This window comes from Flagellimonas aurea, from assembly GCF_017313785.1.
In the GTDB taxonomy this organism is placed as follows: Bacteria; Bacteroidota; Bacteroidia; order Flavobacteriales; family Flavobacteriaceae; genus Flagellimonas; species Flagellimonas aurea.
On sequence record NZ_JAFLNL010000005.1, the window covers coordinates 100,193 to 117,404 of the forward strand.

Here is a 17,212-nt window from a genome sequence, read left to right on the forward strand (position 1 = left end):
CGGTGAAAAATAACATATTTTAACCAATTGTTAAGAATACATCATAAGTTTAACATTCCTTTGTTGTTCTGACGGATCAGCATAAAACTTTTTTTGTTTCCGTTCCACTTGACATGTACTATATTCTGCTGATCATCGAACAAATCCATGAGCACTTCGTTCTGTATGGTCATGCTTTTTGTTTCCGATAGCTTTACATTGGGGATTTCCAGATAACAGATCACCATATCGTTATCGTAGCGTTTTCCCAAAAAATTATATTGAACGGGCTTCCCGTCAAGTTCTATCGCAAATTTTGTTCTAAAATATTTTTCGATGTACTCGTCCGCCAACTTGGATTCCTTTGGCGTGGCCAATTTCGCCTCAATGTCATACCGTTCCTTCAGCAACTTATCGAGGTCGTCTATAAAGACCCTACTGGTAACCTGGAACGCGCTATCATCTTTGGAATAGGCGATATTGGTAACACTTACATAATATTTATGGGCGGATGAAAAGGATAGCAACAACAACATTACCAAAGGTAAAAATGCCATCCTTCCTTTTTTTAGTGTCATCATGTGGTATTGGGCTTTAATTGCACAGCAATGTTACAGTTTTAGAAATCTTTCTGCAATTTACCTGCCAAACTTTTATCAGACATCAGACATCAGACATCAGACATCAAACATCTAAAAAAATCAATCCAAATTATTGCTCTCCCGGTATGCCCTGCTCTTTTGAATCATAATATCCAAGATTTGTAGTTTATCTCCCAGCTCCACGGCTGTTTGAAAAGCTTCGTCCACCTCGCAGAAATACATAAAGTCTTCTATTTTATCCATGGGAATCTTAAGAGTGGACACAAAAAGCGAGTCGGCATAAAACCCTTGCACTTGCTGTGTTTGGGCATAGGTTTTATCCACCTTTACCCTATTCTTGAGCATTTTGGTACGCCCTGTTATCGCATTGATGATGGGATTGAGGCTCATACCACCACCTGCACCTCCCAAACCACCGCCAGCGGTCATGCTCATGGATGACGCTTCCTGCAATTTACGCTCACTCTGGGTAGGAATACGCCTGTGGGCATTGGGCAGGTTCAACGCCTCGGCGCTTACATCCTTTTCCAAAGTTACACGGTCTATGTCCTTGGTGAGATCACCCGTCAGGTTGTACGGGGTTACCACCACCTCCTTGAGCTCGTTCACAAACTCCTGCATGGGCACCTCAACAAAGTTGGAGCGGTACAATGCTTCGGTAACGGGAAGGGATTTTCTTAAAAAATGTACAGCGGAAAACAACAAGGTATCGTTTACCCTTACCCGTATGGAAAAATTGCCCTCCAGATCGGTGATCACCGCATCGGCAGTAGTCACATTTTGAACTACAACACCCACAACATCTTTGTCGGCACTGATAACTTTCCCCTGCAATATTTTAGTCTCGCCTTCTTGGGCAAAAGCCCATTGGGCGGCAAAAATCAACAAGGCAAGTAAGCACTTTTTCATTCCTCGCTCAAAGTTTCCCTAAATTCCTTGCTTTGGGTCACCAAAAAATCGATCAACTGAAATTCGTTTTCTTTTTTGAGCAGGGTCTGGGAAGGTATTTTGTCATCACAATACAACAGAAATGCATCTATCTTGTCCTGTGGCAACCTTAGATCCACCACAAAGAACTCATCATCATACACATGTCTGAGCACTTCGCTCACTTTAAGCGGGATTCGCTCCTGTCCATTGGCATCTTGAGACTTAAATAAAGCCTTGAAAATGTTCACAAAGTTGAGTCCATCCTTCATACCACGTGTAATCTGGGAATTGGCAATGTTCTCCACCTCAGTGCTACGATCTATTTCGTAATCGAACTGTTTAAAATCCTCGTTTTTTACCTCAAGAAAGCGTTCTTGGTTTTCCGGGCTTACCACTACTTCGTCCAGCTCCTGTACTTTTTCATCCACCTCTACCACCAAACGGTTGTTGGCCAATATTTCCGGTGTGATCTTCACCACCTCCAACTGGTAATTGATCGCGGTAAAGACCAATTGGTCGCCTTCCATCACCTCGATCATAAACTCACCATTGTCGTTGGTTATGGTAGCTTGGCCACTAGTGGAGTTGATAACGTTCTCGTTGGGGACATTGGAGCTCCTGTAAAGCACCTTTCCCCGCAACATTTGACGGGAGTCCTGCGCCATGCAATAGCCGGACAACAGTAATGAGAACACGATCAAGTATATATTTTTCATTGGAATGTATTTAGTATCAGTTAAAGAAAGTCCATGAACGGCATAAAAAAAATTAAGCCGTTCTAAACTTTTGTTAATTCTGTGCCCAACAAATATACCAAAGGTGGTTCCATTCACCTGTGAATTTCGTGTTTGGACGGTATTTATTAAAGATATTAAAACATAAGTATAGTTTTGTTTTTACGTTTGGAAAATCCTCAAATAAACAAACACTGTGAAAACTGCACTAATCTACACCATCATAGGCCTATTGGCGATCAACTCGTTGACCGCACAGGTAAAAATCGGTGATAACCCCCAGAACTTGAACCCGGCCTCGTTACTGGAGTTGGAGAGTACCTCGCGTGCCTTGGTGATCTCCCGAGTAACCGATGCCCAAATGAGCGCCATAAGCCCGTTGCGCGGTGCCTTGGTGTACAACACGGACCAAAACTGCCTGCACTACTACGATGGCACGGCATGGATCAATATCTGTGAGGCGCTGGATGATTCGTTTACCGTAAGCACCCGCGACGATTATATGAGCCAGCTATACTCCAATACCTTGGACAGCACCGTTGTAATCACCACTACGGACAATGGGGATGGCAGCACCAATTACAACTTTGAGGTTGGAGAAATCACAGGAAGTAACATACAAAACTTTTCAATTGAAGGCAGGGATATAGCCAACGGTACTATTCGCGGAGAAAAAATCGCAATCAGTTCCGTAGACCCTTTGCGGATTTTTTCTGATGGCGATGACCTAACGAGACAAATTATCTTATGGAACGGAAACGCAGGGGCCGAAGGCGAATGGCAACTTATCTTAGAATCTGATCTACAGATTTCTGAAGCCGATGGCGTTATAGGTAATGAGGTGGTGGATGTCACCGATGGAACCTTGACACGTTCTGGAAATGGAGATGCCGGTGACCCATATACGCTTGGGGTTTCTCCACTTGGAATCACGGAAAACGAACTTGCCAATAATGCGGTTACTTCAAATAAAATATTGAACAGCACGATTCTTGAAGAGGATATCGCGAATGATGCTGTTACCCTCGACAAAATAGCCAACGGAACAACTTCCGGACAGCTCATGCGATGGAACGGGACCGACTGGGTTCTTGTTGACGAAACATTACTAAACATCACAGAAACAGATGGTATTGTAGGGAACGAAGTAACCGACGCAACATTAAATGGATCCCTTACACTGAACGGAACCGGAACACAGGCAGACCCTTTGACTTTGGACGTGCTTGACGGGGGAATAGATACCGATGAACTTGCGGACGGAGCGGTCACTACAAACAAAATACTAGATGCAAATGTTACTCGTGCAAAATTTGAGGATGGTACAACCACAGGACAGCTTATGCAATGGGACGGAACCGACTGGGTCCTTATTGATGAATCGGCATTGAACATCACAGAAACGGATGGTATTATAGGGAACGAAGTAACCGACGCAACATTAAACGGGTCCCTTGCACTGAACGGAACTGGAACACAGGCAGACCCTTTGACTTTGGACGTGCTTGACGGGGGAATAGATACCGACGAACTTGCGGACGGAGCGGTCTCTACAAATAAAATACTCGATGCAAACGTTACTCGTGCAAAACTTGAGGACGGAACAACCAACGGACAGCTCATGCAATGGGATGGAACCGACTGGGTACTCGTCGATGAAACATCCCTGAATATCACAGAAACAGATGGTATTGTAGGGAACGAAGTAACCGACGCAACATTAAATGGATCCCTTGCACTGAACGGAACCGGAACACAGGCAGACCCTTTGACTTTGGACGTGCTTGACGGGGGAATAGATACCGATGAACTTGCGGACGGAGCGGTCACTACAAACAAAATACTAGATGCAAATGTTACTCGTGCAAAATTTGAGGATGGTACAACCACAGGACAGCTTATGCAATGGGACGGAACCGACTGGGTCCTTATTGATGAATCGGCATTGAACATCACAGAAACGGATGGTATTATAGGGAACGAAGTAACCGACGCAACATTAAACGGGTCCCTTGCACTGAACGGAACTGGAACACAGGCAGACCCTTTGACTTTGGACGTGCTTGACGGGGGAATAGATACCGACGAACTTGCGGACGGAGCGGTCACTACAAATAAAATACTCGATGCAAACGTTACTCGTGCAAAACTTGAGGACGGAACAACCAACGGACAGCTCATGCAATGGGACGGAACGAACTGGATTCTAATAGATACACCTACTGTTTCCGAAGGAGATGGAATTACTGTTACTCCCTCCGGACAAGATTTTAATGTCGCTGTTACAAATCCCGTGGTAGCTCTCGGCAGAGTAAATAATAACGCAACAATTGTGAATGCATCTGGAGTCGCACTGCCAGCAGCAGGTTCGGGTGTAACAAGAACCAGTACTGGTAATTATTCTGTACAATTTGCTACTCCTAGACCTGCGGGTGATGTAAATTATATTGTTCAACTAACTGTTTTAAACCAACCACAGCCAGGAACAACGATAGAAGTATCAAACCCAACAGTTAACGGGTTTGATGTAACTATCTATGCCCCTTTTCCAATGGCAGATTTCTATGAAACACAAGACCCAACGACCCCAACAACCGTAGACCCTCACACACACTCAGTTGTGGTTGACAATATACTTTATTCCCCTGTAGATTCTAGTTGGTATTTTACAGTAACAAACTTATAATTCTTTGAAACCCTTCCTCCACATAGCATTTTTGTTATCGGTAAGTGTTGCCTTGGCCCAAGAGGGGCTGTACAATAGTGGCAACTTTACCGTGCACAACAATGCCCAAGTGGGCCTGCACACCAATTTGATCAACGATGCCAACTTTGACCAAACCACCGGGCTGGTCGGTTTTTACGGCAACCGCCCCATTATGGTCACAGGGAGCATACCCCCCACTTTTTGGGACACGGAGATCTTGATGGACAACAATGTGTTTTTGGACATCCCGCTTATGGTCCGGAACAACGTTAATTTTATACTGGGTGATTTTTTAACGCCCACCAACACGCCAACGGTCAACCTAAATTTTATGGAAGACGGCTTTTTTGGCGGGGAGAGCAACGCTTCCAAAGTCGTCGGCTTTGCCGAGGTGAACAACCGCAACGTGTTCTCCTTTCCGGTAGGCGATGCAGAGCAGCTCCGTCCGTTGACGTTCAATGCCCAGGGCAGTGTACCACGGGCCATTTGTGCCTATTTTTTTGAAAACCCTTCCGCCCCCACTTCCCTTTCACAAACTTTTAATGTAGAAGAAAAAGTGAACAACATTGGTACGGTGACCGATAGGGAATTCTGGATACTACAGGGCAATGTGCCCGTTCAGGTCACCATTTCGTGGAACACCCGTAGCAGCCTGATCACCATTCCGAACGCCACGGTGGAATCCATAATCGTAGTGGGCTGGAACAAATCGTCCAACCAATGGGTGGTTATCGGGAACACCGCTTATAGTGGCGATATCACCAATGGTTTTGTAACCTCGGAGACCTTTGTGCCCAACGATTATGCGGCCATTACCTTTGGTACGGTTCCGCTTCCGACAGATACTTTTGCCGTGAACAACCCCACGTTGGGGAATTATTTTTTGAGCCCGAATGGTGACGGCATCAACGACTTTTTGGTCATTGACGGTATGGAGGAATCCCCGAACAACAGTTTGCGCATCTTTAACCGCTACGGACAAAAGGTTTTTGAAAGAATCAACTATACCAACGAGTTCAGGGGCGTGGCCAACACGGGCAGCATGGTTCCCAACCAAGCGACCGGACTGCCGGAAGGTGTTTATTTTTATCTGGTGACCTTGGACGACCTTGGACTGGAATATAATGGCTTCCTATTTTTGGACAAGTAAAAAATCAGTCTTTCCCTCCAGAATTTTTCAAAAGCAGGAATTAAAAATACTTCTTAACTTGGGGCAAAATTTGTTTCATGAAAAGAAGGAGCTTTTTAAAAAATACCGCGGCATCCGGCATGGCCTGTGCCCTTCCACCCGTATTTCCCTATTTCGCCGAACCCAAATACTCGACCGAGGAGCTCATGGGCAAAGCGGACGTACAACTTTTTGGCGAAGGCATCAATTTAAGGGAAGAGGCCTACAACTCCTTTTTGGAAATGAAAAAAGCGGCCTATTCGGATGGGTTCGATATTAAAATGGTGTCCAGTTTTCGCGATTATTACCATCAACAGCGCATTTGGGAACGCAAATACCTGAACTACACGCAAGAATCCGGCATGTCCCCGTTAGATGCCATTGAAAAAATCATAGAATATTCCACGATTCCCGGAACCAGCAGGCATCACTGGGGCACGGACATCGATATTATAGATGGCTTCCCAAAGGCATCGGGAGACGTGCTTGTCCCCGAAAAATTTGAGGCGGGCGGCCCTTACGAAGGCTTCAAACTTTGGTTGGACGAAAACTCGACCAAATATGGCTTCTATCTGGTCTACACCGACAACCCTAGAAGAAGGGGCTTCAAATACGAACCTTGGCATTACAGCTATGCCCCCATTTCCATTCCCATGCTAACGGCCTATAGAAAACTCAATATCCTCAAGTTGTTGCAGGAAGAGAGTTTCTTGGGTAGCCAACACTTTACCGCAGGGTTCATAAAAACGTATATTCAGGACAATATTTTGGACATCAACCCAGTATTGCTATAAGTGTTTTTTCGTATCTTCAACTGACTATAACGCTATACCATGAGAAGAGGTAGTTGGAGGATACGCATCCTTATCGGTTTGGCCATTGTTGCCTTCGCATTCATCCGCCGATGCAGCAACCAAGAAGAAAACCCGTACACCGGGCGAACCCAGAACATCGACATGACCGCGGAGCAGGAGATTGCCATTGGGCTGCAAAGTGCGCCTGAAATGGCACAACAGCACGGCGGCCTCTATCCCGATGAGCGTCTTCAAAATTTAGTGGACAAAGTGGGCAACAAACTCGTCCAAAACAGTGTGGCCAGCGAGACACCTTATCGCTATGAGTTCCACCTGTTAGCGGACGACCGTACCATTAATGCCTTTGCTTTGCCGGGCGGACAAATATTTATCACCTATGCCCTGTTCTCCCAGCTCAACGAGGCACAACTTGCGGGCGTACTGGGCCACGAAATAGGCCATGTGATCGGCAGGCACTCCGCCGAGCGTATTGCCGAGAGCAGTTTTTGGCAAACTTTGGCCACCGGGGCATCGGTAGGTGGCGACATGGGCAACGTGGTGGCAGGTATCGGCCAAAATACCCTTTTGACCAATGGCAGGGGCGACGAACTGGAGAGCGATGACCTTGGGGTGTTGTTTATGATCGAATCCGGTTACGACCCCAACGAGATGATCGAGGTAATGAAAATACTGAAAGCCGCTGCCGGACCAAACCGGGTTCCCGAATTCCAGAGCACTCACCCCGACCCCGAGAACAGGATCGAAAAAATCAAGGAATCCATCGATAAATATTCAGGTCGATAGAATCGGCGGTTCATCGATTAAAAAAGTGCTTTGCCTTTATTTCCGTATCTTTGAATGAACCCGAATCCTACCTACGTTCTCTTGATCTTTTATGCTATAAAAAGAGAGAACATATGGGAACACTATTACACTTTAAAGATCTCTATTTAGAGGCATTTGACGATTGCAAACCTAGCTTTGTTGTATTCTTTTTAAAGGGATACTCAATATTCTGTGCCGCCATGTTTTTATTGGCTGTATATGCATTTTTATACAGAGCTTTTACTGGCTTTGAGTTCTAAGCCGCGAGACACACTCTTTTGCAGGGACACTAAATTTGTGAAATGAAAAAAGGCCCCAACAATTTGTTGGGGCCTTTTCATTGGACGAATAAACTCCTTTTCTATTTTTTCATAGCAGCTTCCAACACGGCTTGTGCCTCTGTTGCGTTGGACAATTTTGCATACTTCATGGCAGTCATGCCGCCATCACAGCGCTTTTTTAGGTCGGCCCCATTTTCAATGAGCACTTTTAAGACCTCTGCCTTATTGTAACGGGCCGCATAATGGATAGGAGCTTTTCCCAAAGATTTTTGGTTGACATCCTCGCCAAGTTCAATCAATTTTTTAACGGTGTCCACATCGCCCTGCATTACAGCTTTGCAAAAACTGCTGAGCTCGTCCGGACTTACCAGTTCAATAGAGGTTCCAAAATCAGTTGTTTTGAGTTCGTTGGCAGAAAGGCCGCTTAGGGCCAACATGGAAAATGCAGCCACTGTGAAAATTGTTTTTTTCATGATGATTGTTTTTGATTAATGAATTTACTTGTTATAAAAATAGACTTCTAAAAACAGACAGTGTTACACGATTAACAGTTAAATAACTTATTTTTAACAACTCTGCAATTTTAACATAAAATAATTAACAACTTCATAATTAGAATTTTAACAAAAAGCTAGGGCATCCAAGGAGAACATTTTATTTTTGTGGTACAATATGTTACTATGAACAAAAAGGTTATTCTTATGATTTTGGACGGCTGGGGAAAATCTCCAGACCCAAAAGTTTCGGCCATCGAAAAAGCCAATACACCATTCATTGATTCACTATATACCAAATATCCTGATGCGGACCTGCACACCGACGGAATGAACGTTGGTCTGCCCGAAGGACAGATGGGAAACAGCGAGGTGGGGCACATGAACCTTGGTGCGGGAAGAATCGTTTACCAAGACTTGGCCAAAATCAACAAAGCCGTAAAAGAAGACACCTTAAAAAATGAAGTAGTACTCAAGGAAGCCTTTGACTACGCCAAGGCCAACAACAAACCTGTCCACTTTTTGGGCTTGGTGAGCGATGGCGGCGTACATAGCCATATCGACCACCTAAAAGCACTCATAAAAGCCGCCGACGAAAATGGTGTGGAAAATTCCTTTGTGCATGCATTTACCGACGGGCGTGATGTTGACCCCAAAAGCGGAAAGGGCTTTTTGGTAGACCTTGATAATTACTGTTCCGACAAAAAGACCAAGTTGGCTACCGTAATCGGAAGATACTACGCCATGGACCGTGATAAACGTTGGGAACGCGTTAAAATGGCCTATGATGTCCTTGTAAATTCCGATGGTGAAAAAACACAGCACATAGGCAAGGCCATGCAAAAAAGTTATGATGAAGGCGTTACCGACGAGTTCATCAAACCTTTGGTAATGACGGATGCTACCAATGCCCCGGTTGCCAAGATTCAAGATGGTGATGTGATAATTTTCTTCAATTTTAGGACCGACCGTGGCCGTGAGCTTACCCAAGCGTTGAGCCAACAGGATTTCCATGAGCAGAACATGCACAAACTGGACCTGTATTACGTTACCATGACGAATTATGATGAATCCTTCAACGGAATCAAAATCATATTCAACAAAGAAAATATAAAGGAGACCCTTGGTGAGACCCTAGCCAAAAATGGTAAAAAGCAGATACGTATCGCCGAGACTGAAAAATATCCGCACGTTACCTTCTTCTTCAACGGAGGGCGCGAGGAACCTTTTGATGGCGAAGAACGCATACTCTGCCCTTCCCCGAAAGTTGCGACGTACGACCTTCAACCAGAAATGAGTGCATACGACATCCGTGATGCGATTATCCCCGAACTTAAAAAAGGGGAGGCCGATTTTGTCTGTCTCAACTTTGCCAATCCGGATATGGTTGGGCACACAGGTGTCATGGAAGCAGCCATTAAGGCATGTGAAACCGTTGACCAATGTGCCAAGGACGTGATTACCGCCGGCTTGGAGAACGGCTATTCCACTATCGTAATTGCCGATCACGGAAACTGCGATACCATGATCAATCCCGATGGTAGCCCCAACACGGCACACACCACCAACCCCGTACCACTTATTTTGGTGGACAGCGATATCAAAGAGGTGAAAAGCGGTGTTTTGGGAGATATTGCCCCGACCATTCTTAAAATGATCGGTGTACCACAACCCGAATTGATGACTCAAAAACCATTGGTTTAAGCAAACATTCTTTAAAATCCATAGAATCAATTTATCTTTGCGGCTATGATTCAAGTAAAGACAGCAGAGGAAATTGAGTTGATGCGCGAAAGCGCTTTGGTAGTATCCAGAACATTGGGCATGTTGGCCAAGGAAATCAAGCCAGGTGCCAATCCGCTAAAGTTGGATAAAATGGCGGAGGAATTTATCCGTGAACAAGGAGCCGTACCCGGATTTTTGGGCATGTACGATTTTCCGAACACCCTTAACTGGAGCCCAAATGCGCAAGTAGTGCACGGCATACCCGGCAACGAAACTTTGAAAGACGGCGATATTGTTTCCGTGGATTGTGGGGCCGTCAAAAATGGGTTCTATGGTGACCACGCTTATACTTTTGAAGTTGGCGAGGTGGCCGAGGAAACCAAAAAACTGCTCAAGGTCACCAAAGAATCACTTTACTTGGGAATTAGAGAGTTTACATTGGGCAATCGTGTGGGCGATGTGGCCTATGCCATCCAAAAGTACACGGAAGACCATGGCTATGGAGTTGTGCGTGAATTGGTGGGACATGGTTTGGGCCGTGAACTACATGAAGACCCTCAAATGCCCAATTATGGGAAAAGGGGGCGGGGCAAAAAATTTGTAAATGGAACCGTTGTGGCCATTGAGCCTATGATCAACATGGGCACAAGACGAATAAAACAACTGAAAGATGGTTGGACCATTCTAACGGCGGATGGAAAGCCGAGCGCCCACTTTGAGCACGATGTGGCCCTTGTAGACGGCAAACCTGAACTCCTATCCACTTTTCAATATATTTATGATGCGTTGGGCATTACCAGCGATGAAGAGGATGAGTTCCGAAGCAAGAAGTTGGTGCTTTAGTGTAAGTATTTTTTATTTTGACACGAATTTCACCAATTACTCAAATAAATGTCCCAAATCATTTATAAAAATGAGTCCTACTTCATCATTGGCCTATGCATGGACATCTATAATGAACTTGGTAAAGGATTCAATGAAGCAGTCTATGGAGAAGCATTGGAGTTGGAACTAAAGTCGAACGGTGTTCCGTATCAAAAAGAAGCTAAATTCAATATCACCTATAAAGGCAACATCTTGAAACATCACTAATTCGCTGACTTTTTAGTGGACGACAAAATAATCCTAGAACTCAAAGCTGTGGAAAAAATAAATAGTGGTCATGTGAAACAAACGGTGAATTACCTAGCAGCTTCCAATATGAAGTTGGGTCTAATTGTAAATTTTGGTGAGGATAGCTTATCCTACAAAAGAGTAATACTATAAATCAATTGGTAAAAATCCGTGTGATTCGTGTCAAAAATTTTTAAATACTTCCTAAATCTAATTCCTAGGCCCATACTGATCAGGTTAAGTTATTGGGTGAGACCAATAATTGCGTTATCACTCAAAGGAAACAGATTCACAGACCCTATTGATGGCAAATCATTCAAGAAATTTTTACCCTATGGATATGAGAGTCCCAGGGAGAACGTACTCTCTCCTTCTACCCTATCCTTGGAGCGGCACCGCTTATTGTGGCTATATTTAAAAAATGAAACGGAATTTTTCAACGCTCCATTAAAATTGCTCCACTTCGCGCCTGAACAGGCGTTTTATAAACGTTTCAAAAAGTTGGACAATCTAGATTACACCACTACCGACCTCAATTCACCTTTGGCAGATGTAAAGGCTGATATTTGCAACCTACCCTTTTCCGATAATTCCTTTGATGTCATCTTATGCAACCATGTTTTGGAACATATTCCGGATGACACCAAGGCCATGCAAGAACTATATCGAGTTTTGAAACCAGGCGGATGGGGCATCTTTCAAATTCCGCAGGACCTGAAAAGGGAAAAGACCTTTGAAGATAACACCATTACCGACCGAAAGGAACGTGCCCGCATTTTTGGTCAATACGACCATGTCCGCATCTATGGAAGGGACTATTTTGATAAGCTTCGCAGCATAGGTTTCACTGTGGAAGAAGTGGATTACACGAGTATTCTTCCAAAGGAAGCCGTTGAAAAATATCGCTTGGCGAAGGGGGAGATTATTCCTCTAGTCAGGAAATAATCATTTTTTGACCAACTTCTCGAAACCCGGAGTAAAAAATTCCTTAGTCTCCCCGTTTTCATCCAAATAGATGATGTATGCTTCCAGCTCATCATGATTCGCAAGTACTTCTTTGGACTCCTCCAGATCCATCGCCATAAAGGTTGTTGCATAAGCATCGGCCACGGCACAGGTTTTTGCCACCACACTGGTCGCCAAAACATTGGAGTTTTTGGTGTATCCTGTTTTTGGGTTGATGGTATGCACGTATTTCTCGCCTGTCTCAGGGTCTATCCGAAACTTTCTGTAGTTGCCCGAGGAAGCCATGGCCATATCCTCTAGAGATACAATTTGTTTCAATTCACGACCTGTTTCCACCTGAGGGTCATCAATACCGACCGTCCATTGTTTTCCTGAATCCAGATTGGTGCCCTTGGCGAGCACTTCGCCCCCTACTTCAACGAGGTAATTCTCGATACCTTTGGCATCCAACATGGCCCCCAGTCTATCTATCGCATAACCTTTGGCCACCGCATTAAAATCAAAACGGATAGATGGATGTTCCTTTGATATGGTGTTATCTGAGTTCAATTTAACTTTCCCCCATCCCACATAGCCCAATAAACTGTCCACACGAAGGCTGTCAAGCTCCATCTGGTTTCCCGGACCAAATCCCCACGCATTCGCTAAAACACCGATAGTGGGATCAAAATAGCCGTTTGAAGCCTTGTGTACGTCGCTAGAAACATCAAACACCTCTTTGAACATATCATCCACAACTACAGTGGAGTCACCTTCATTGATCTTGGAAATGTCGGAAGAAGGGATATAGGTGGACATAGATTGGTTGAGCACTTGAAAAACAGAATCTATTTCCTGTTGATAGTCCAACTCCCCATCGGCAATGTAAATAATGGAATAGGTAGTGCCAAGAGCATTGCCCCAGGCCTGGTTCTTTATCTGCCCTTTCTTCTGGGTGCAGCCAAAAAACAAAACGGCGAATCCCAATAAGAGTACAATTTTTCTCATCTATATCTCTATTAATCCTTGATAGTCCACTACATATTCTTCATCCAAAAACAACGGTTCCGTCCGGTCCGATGCGTTGGAGAGTCCAACCCCTGCGAAATAAGTCCGGGCCTCAAATTTCTCGGCATGGTCCTTAACGGTGCGCATCAATTCTTCATCGTATTCCCTTGGATTCAAGGGAAATTCCACATTGCGCACTACAATAAAATGCAGCACCTTTTCCTTAAGGCACACGTACTGAGGGTTCTTTTTGAGCTTACTGTTGATGGCCATAAACTCAAAACCATCCGCTTCCAGCTCCCGGCCCACTATGTTCATGGCCAAGTTGTGCAATTCCTGTTCTGTTAGTTCTCTTCCCATAGGCAACAAAAAAACCGATGCTTGAGCATCGGTTTGGTTTTATAAATTCCTCTCGACAATGCTCGAGGTGATTATATGTTCTGGATTATCCTCCAAAGTCATCGAACCTTATGTTCTCATCTGGAATACCAAAGTCCTCGCCCATTTTCTGAACAGCTTTGTTCATCAATGGCGGACCACAGAAGTATAGTTCTATGTCTTCAGGGGTTTCGTGATGGTTCAAGTAGTTATCGATAACACAGTTGTGAATAAACCCAACAAAACCATCTCCTTCAGCATCAATATTCTCTTTAACCTTCCAGTTATCTTCTTCCATTGGTTCTGAAAGTGCCATATAGAATTTGAAGTTAGGGAAATCCTTTTCCAATTGCTTGAAATGATCAATATAGAACAATTCTCTTTTGGAACGACCCCCATACCAATAAGTAACTTTTCTATTGGTCTTTAATGTTTTGAACAAGTGGTACAAGTGAGAACGCATTGGCGCCATACCGGCACCACCACCTACGTAAAGCATTTCTGCTTCGGACTCATTAATAAAGAATTCACCGAACGGTCCAGAAATGGTTACTGGATCACCTTCCTTCAAGCTAAAGATATATGAAGAGGCAATACCTGGATTCACATCCATCCATCCATTTTTGTTACGGTCCCAAGGTGGGGTAGCAATACGAACGTTCAGCATAATCTCTCTTCCTTCTGCTGGGTAAGAGGCCATGGAATAGGCTCTTTCTACAGTTTCAGGATTCTTCATTACCAATGGCCATAGGTTGAACTTATCCCACTCGGCTTGAAACTTGTCCGGTGTCTCATGTTCTTCTGGGTGAGCGGTAATGTCAATATCTGAATATTTTACTTCGCAAGGTGGAATCTCAATTTGGATATAGCCACCTGCCTTATAGTTCATATCTTCTGGAATCTCTACCACAAACTCCTTGATAAAAGAGGCCACGTTATAGTTACGAACCACTTTGGCATCCCACTTTTTGATACCAAACACCTCTTCTGGTATAGTGATGTTCATATCTTGCTTAACCTTGACCTGACAGGCCAAACGAGCACCCTCGCTCAACTCCTTTTTAGAGAAGTGAGGTGTTTCTGTTGGCAAGGCCTCTCCTCCACCGGAAAGCACATGGCATTCACATTGGATACAGGTTCCTCCTCCACCACATGCGGATGGCAAGAATATCTTTTGATTACCCAAGGTTGACAACAAAGACCCTCCTGAACCAACTTCCAATTCTTTTTCACCATTAATGGTGATCGTAACTGGTCCTGATGGAGATAGCTTTTCTTTGGTAAACAGCAAAAGTGCTACCAAAATCAACAACAAAACAAGAAACGCTACTACGGTAATTAGAATAGTACCTCCGGTACTTGCGGCTAATATCATCTTCTATTTGTTTATGGCTTCGTTATAAGAGATCGCTTTTTCCTTGTCATCAATCTCCTTCTTAATTTCCTTTTCATCCTCAGCTTTAGCGGTGGTTGTCTGGGTTTCCTCTGGTGGCTCATTGTCTCCTGTGAGCATTCCACCAAAGCTTTGGAACCCTATTCCCATTAAGCCTGTAATGATAAATGTAATTCCAAGTCCACGCAAGGGTGCAGGAACGTTGGAATATCTGATTTTTTCGCGTATGGCGGCTATGGCCAAAATGGCAAGGAACCATCCGATACCAGAACTGATTCCATAATTCAACGCCAAACCTATATTTGGAATTTCTCTGGTCTGCATAAAAAGCGAACCTCCCAGAATCGCACAGTTTACTGCAATCAACGGCAAGAAAATACCCAAGGAGTTATACAGCGATGGAGAGAACTTTTCCACTACGATTTCCACCAATTGTACCATTGTTGCAATGGTGGCGATAAATAGGATAAAGGACAGAAAGCTCAGGTCGTAATCGGCATATTCCGGTCCCAACCAAACCAAGGCTCCATCTTGCAATAAATATTGATCCAATAACCAGTTCAATGGCACGGTAACACCCAAAACGAATATTACGGCCGCGCCAAGACCTACGGCTGTGGAAACTTTTTTGGATACGGCCAAATAGGAACACATTCCCAAAAAGACCGCAAACACCATATTGTCTACGAAGATTGATCTAAAAAATAGTTCTAAATGCTCTAACATGTTTCCTCAGTTTATGCTTCTTCAATTAATGCTCTATTTCGAGAACGTTGTACCCAGATAATGATTCCCACCACAATCAATGCTGCTGGAGGAATGATCATAAAGCCGTTATTTTCATATCCGATGGAGTACAGTCCTGTTTTTGTAACAGGGTCCCCCAAAACTTTCATTCCGAAAAGTGTTCCAGAGCCCAATAGTTCCCTAAAGAAACCAACTATTACAAGAATCACACCATATCCCAATGCATTCCCTATACCATCCAAGAAGGATTTCCAAGGGCCGTTACCCAAAGCGAATGCTTCAAAACGTCCCATAATGATACAGTTGGTAATGATCAATCCCACAAATACGGACAGGGTCTTGCTGAGTTCATAGGCGAAGGCTTTCAAAACCTGGTCCACTATGATCACCAAGGCGGCAACAACCACCAATTGCACGATAATTCTAATTTTTGCAGGTATGATGTTCCTCAATAATGAGATAACAACGTTACCCACGCCAAGTACGAACAATACCGATATTGCCATCACTACGGAAGCTTTGAGCTCCGCGGTAATCGCTAGCGCTGAACAGATACCCAATACCTGAATGGTAATAGGGTTGTTGTCCGCCAACGGATCTTTTATAAGATTTGCATCTTTTTTTGATAGTAGCGCCATATTAATTGGATCTAATAGTTTGTAAATAAGGTTTGTATAGCTTTAGGCTTTCCTTTATCATAGCGGTAACACCGTTACCGGTAATGGTAGCACCGGCCAAAGCATCTACTTGATTATCTTCTTTTTCATTATTCAAAGGGTCGTTGTTTCCCTTAGCAACCTCAACTCCAACATAAGTGTTGCCCTGAACAACCAATTCACCTTTGAAATCATCCATAAAAAAACGTTGCTTTATGTTGGCCCCAAGACCTGGAGTCTCTCCACGGTGGTCAAAATAAACACCTTTTATCACCATGTTCTCGTCCACGGAAAGATATCCCCAAATAGCATCCCAAAGTCCTTTACCGTACATAGGGATGATATAGAATTTTTCTCCATCTTTTTCACCTATCAACAAGGGAAGCTCAGCTTTCTCACCGCTTTTGGCCTTGGCCAAAGCTTTTTCTACATTAATCAGGTAGGCATCCTGTTTTTCTACTGCTTTGCTGCCTTCCAACACCAATTGCTGTGTTATATATTTTGCAAACGCTTCTTCAACTTCCGAAGTAGGAACAAAGGCCACATCGCCATCTCCCTCATTCTCGTTGACACCCATGGCGTATAAAATGTTCTGTTGCTTTTCAAAACGTTCGTTCTCATCGATCATCGGCTTTAGGCCAGATGCAACAAATGCCAATAGCGAACCCACAACAACAACCATTAAGACTGCGAATACTACAGTGTAGCTATTTTTTTCTGTATTGATTGCCAT

18 protein-coding genes and 1 pseudogene are annotated in these 17,212 nt (G+C 44.1%); 9 read left to right on the forward strand and 10 right to left on the reverse strand.

Annotated elements, in window-relative coordinates:
• Positions 1 to 41: 41 nt before the first annotated feature.
• The 3 genes from J0656_RS10440 to J0656_RS10450 all read right to left on the reverse strand — a co-directional run bounded on the left by J0656_RS10440 (position 42) and on the right by J0656_RS10450 (position 2,227).
• Positions 42 to 560, reverse strand: a complete 519-nt coding sequence (locus J0656_RS10440) for a DUF6702 family protein (protein ID WP_207033509.1) — start codon at positions 558 to 560, stop codon at positions 42 to 44.
• A 120-nt stretch (positions 561 to 680) separates the two neighbouring features.
• Entirely contained in the window at positions 681 to 1,490 is an 810-nt protein-coding gene (locus J0656_RS10445) for a BamP family beta-assembly machinery protein (protein WP_207033510.1), read from the reverse strand.
• Positions 1,487 to 2,227 (reverse strand): BamP family beta-assembly machinery protein, encoded by a 741-nt coding sequence (locus J0656_RS10450; RefSeq protein WP_207033512.1) that lies wholly within the window; start codon positions 2,225 to 2,227, stop codon positions 1,487 to 1,489. The genes J0656_RS10445 and J0656_RS10450 overlap by 4 nt, the downstream gene beginning before the upstream one ends.
• Positions 2,228 to 2,441: 214 nt before the next feature.
• Here J0656_RS10450 and J0656_RS10455 point away from each other — a divergent pair, with 214 nt between their 5' ends.
• The 5 genes from J0656_RS10455 to J0656_RS20360 all read left to right on the forward strand — a co-directional run bounded on the left by J0656_RS10455 (position 2,442) and on the right by J0656_RS20360 (position 7,999).
• Positions 2,442 to 4,931: a phage tail-like protein gene (locus J0656_RS10455; RefSeq protein WP_207033515.1), complete on the forward strand. Its 2,490-nt coding sequence runs from the start codon at positions 2,442 to 2,444 to the stop codon at positions 4,929 to 4,931.
• A 4-nt stretch (positions 4,932 to 4,935) separates the two neighbouring features.
• Positions 4,936 to 6,102 carry a T9SS type B sorting domain-containing protein gene (locus J0656_RS10460; RefSeq protein WP_207033517.1) on the forward strand — a complete coding sequence of 389 codons (1,167 nt, stop codon included), beginning with the start codon at positions 4,936 to 4,938 and terminating at the stop codon, positions 6,100 to 6,102.
• Positions 6,103 to 6,179: 77 nt separating this feature from the next.
• Positions 6,180 to 6,914: a M15 family metallopeptidase gene (locus J0656_RS10465; protein ID WP_207033519.1), complete on the forward strand. Its 735-nt coding sequence runs from the start codon at positions 6,180 to 6,182 to the stop codon at positions 6,912 to 6,914.
• Positions 6,915 to 6,953: 39 nt separating this feature from the next.
• Positions 6,954 to 7,718 carry a M48 family metalloprotease gene (locus J0656_RS10470; RefSeq protein ID WP_207033521.1) on the forward strand — a complete coding sequence of 255 codons (765 nt, stop codon included), beginning with the start codon at positions 6,954 to 6,956 and terminating at the stop codon, positions 7,716 to 7,718.
• 113 nt (positions 7,719 to 7,831) lie between these two features.
• Positions 7,832 to 7,999, forward strand: coding sequence for a DUF6747 family protein (locus tag J0656_RS20360; RefSeq protein ID WP_313789992.1), 168 nt, complete (start codon positions 7,832 to 7,834; stop codon positions 7,997 to 7,999).
• Between the two features lie 101 nt (positions 8,000 to 8,100).
• Here the strand turns inward: J0656_RS20360 and J0656_RS10475 are convergent, their stop codons facing one another.
• On the reverse strand, positions 8,101 to 8,493 hold the full coding sequence (locus J0656_RS10475; RefSeq protein WP_207033524.1) for an ankyrin repeat domain-containing protein: 393 nt from the start codon (positions 8,491 to 8,493) through the stop codon (positions 8,101 to 8,103).
• 207 nt (positions 8,494 to 8,700) lie between these two features.
• Here J0656_RS10475 and gpmI point away from each other — a divergent pair, with 207 nt between their 5' ends.
• From gpmI to J0656_RS10495, 4 genes and pseudogenes are all read left to right on the forward strand, one after another.
• Positions 8,701 to 10,218: a 2,3-bisphosphoglycerate-independent phosphoglycerate mutase gene (gene gpmI / locus J0656_RS10480; protein WP_207033526.1), complete on the forward strand. Its 1,518-nt coding sequence runs from the start codon at positions 8,701 to 8,703 to the stop codon at positions 10,216 to 10,218.
• Between the two features lie 45 nt (positions 10,219 to 10,263).
• Complete coding sequence (map, locus tag J0656_RS10485; protein WP_207033528.1) at positions 10,264 to 11,082, forward strand: type I methionyl aminopeptidase; 819 nt, start codon at positions 10,264 to 10,266, stop codon at positions 11,080 to 11,082.
• A gap of 48 nt (positions 11,083 to 11,130) precedes the next feature.
• Positions 11,131 to 11,505 (forward strand): annotated as a pseudogene (locus J0656_RS10490) (GxxExxY protein).
• 27 nt (positions 11,506 to 11,532) lie between these two features.
• Positions 11,533 to 12,297 carry a class I SAM-dependent methyltransferase gene (locus J0656_RS10495; protein ID WP_207033530.1) on the forward strand — a complete coding sequence of 255 codons (765 nt, stop codon included), beginning with the start codon at positions 11,533 to 11,535 and terminating at the stop codon, positions 12,295 to 12,297.
• Here the strand turns inward: J0656_RS10495 and J0656_RS10500 are convergent, their stop codons facing one another.
• From J0656_RS10500 to J0656_RS10525, 6 genes are all read right to left on the reverse strand, one after another.
• Positions 12,298 to 13,305 carry an FAD:protein FMN transferase gene (locus J0656_RS10500; protein ID WP_207033533.1) on the reverse strand — a complete coding sequence of 336 codons (1,008 nt, stop codon included), beginning with the start codon at positions 13,303 to 13,305 and terminating at the stop codon, positions 12,298 to 12,300.
• Positions 13,306 to 13,665: a DUF8840 domain-containing protein gene (locus J0656_RS10505; RefSeq protein ID WP_207033535.1), complete on the reverse strand. Its 360-nt coding sequence runs from the start codon at positions 13,663 to 13,665 to the stop codon at positions 13,306 to 13,308. It abuts the gene before it with no gap.
• Between the two features lie 85 nt (positions 13,666 to 13,750).
• Positions 13,751 to 15,058 (reverse strand): NADH:ubiquinone reductase (Na(+)-transporting) subunit F, encoded by a 1,308-nt coding sequence (nqrF, locus tag J0656_RS10510; protein WP_108247292.1) that lies wholly within the window; start codon positions 15,056 to 15,058, stop codon positions 13,751 to 13,753.
• A gap of 3 nt (positions 15,059 to 15,061) precedes the next feature.
• Entirely contained in the window at positions 15,062 to 15,802 is a 741-nt protein-coding gene (gene nqrE, locus J0656_RS10515; RefSeq protein ID WP_207033537.1) for an NADH:ubiquinone reductase (Na(+)-transporting) subunit E, read from the reverse strand.
• Between the two features lie 11 nt (positions 15,803 to 15,813).
• Positions 15,814 to 16,461: an NADH:ubiquinone reductase (Na(+)-transporting) subunit D gene (locus J0656_RS10520; protein ID WP_207033539.1), complete on the reverse strand. Its 648-nt coding sequence runs from the start codon at positions 16,459 to 16,461 to the stop codon at positions 15,814 to 15,816.
• A 1-nt stretch (position 16,462) separates the two neighbouring features.
• Positions 16,463 to 17,212 carry a Na(+)-translocating NADH-quinone reductase subunit C gene (locus J0656_RS10525; protein ID WP_207033541.1) on the reverse strand — a complete coding sequence of 250 codons (750 nt, stop codon included), beginning with the start codon at positions 17,210 to 17,212 and terminating at the stop codon, positions 16,463 to 16,465.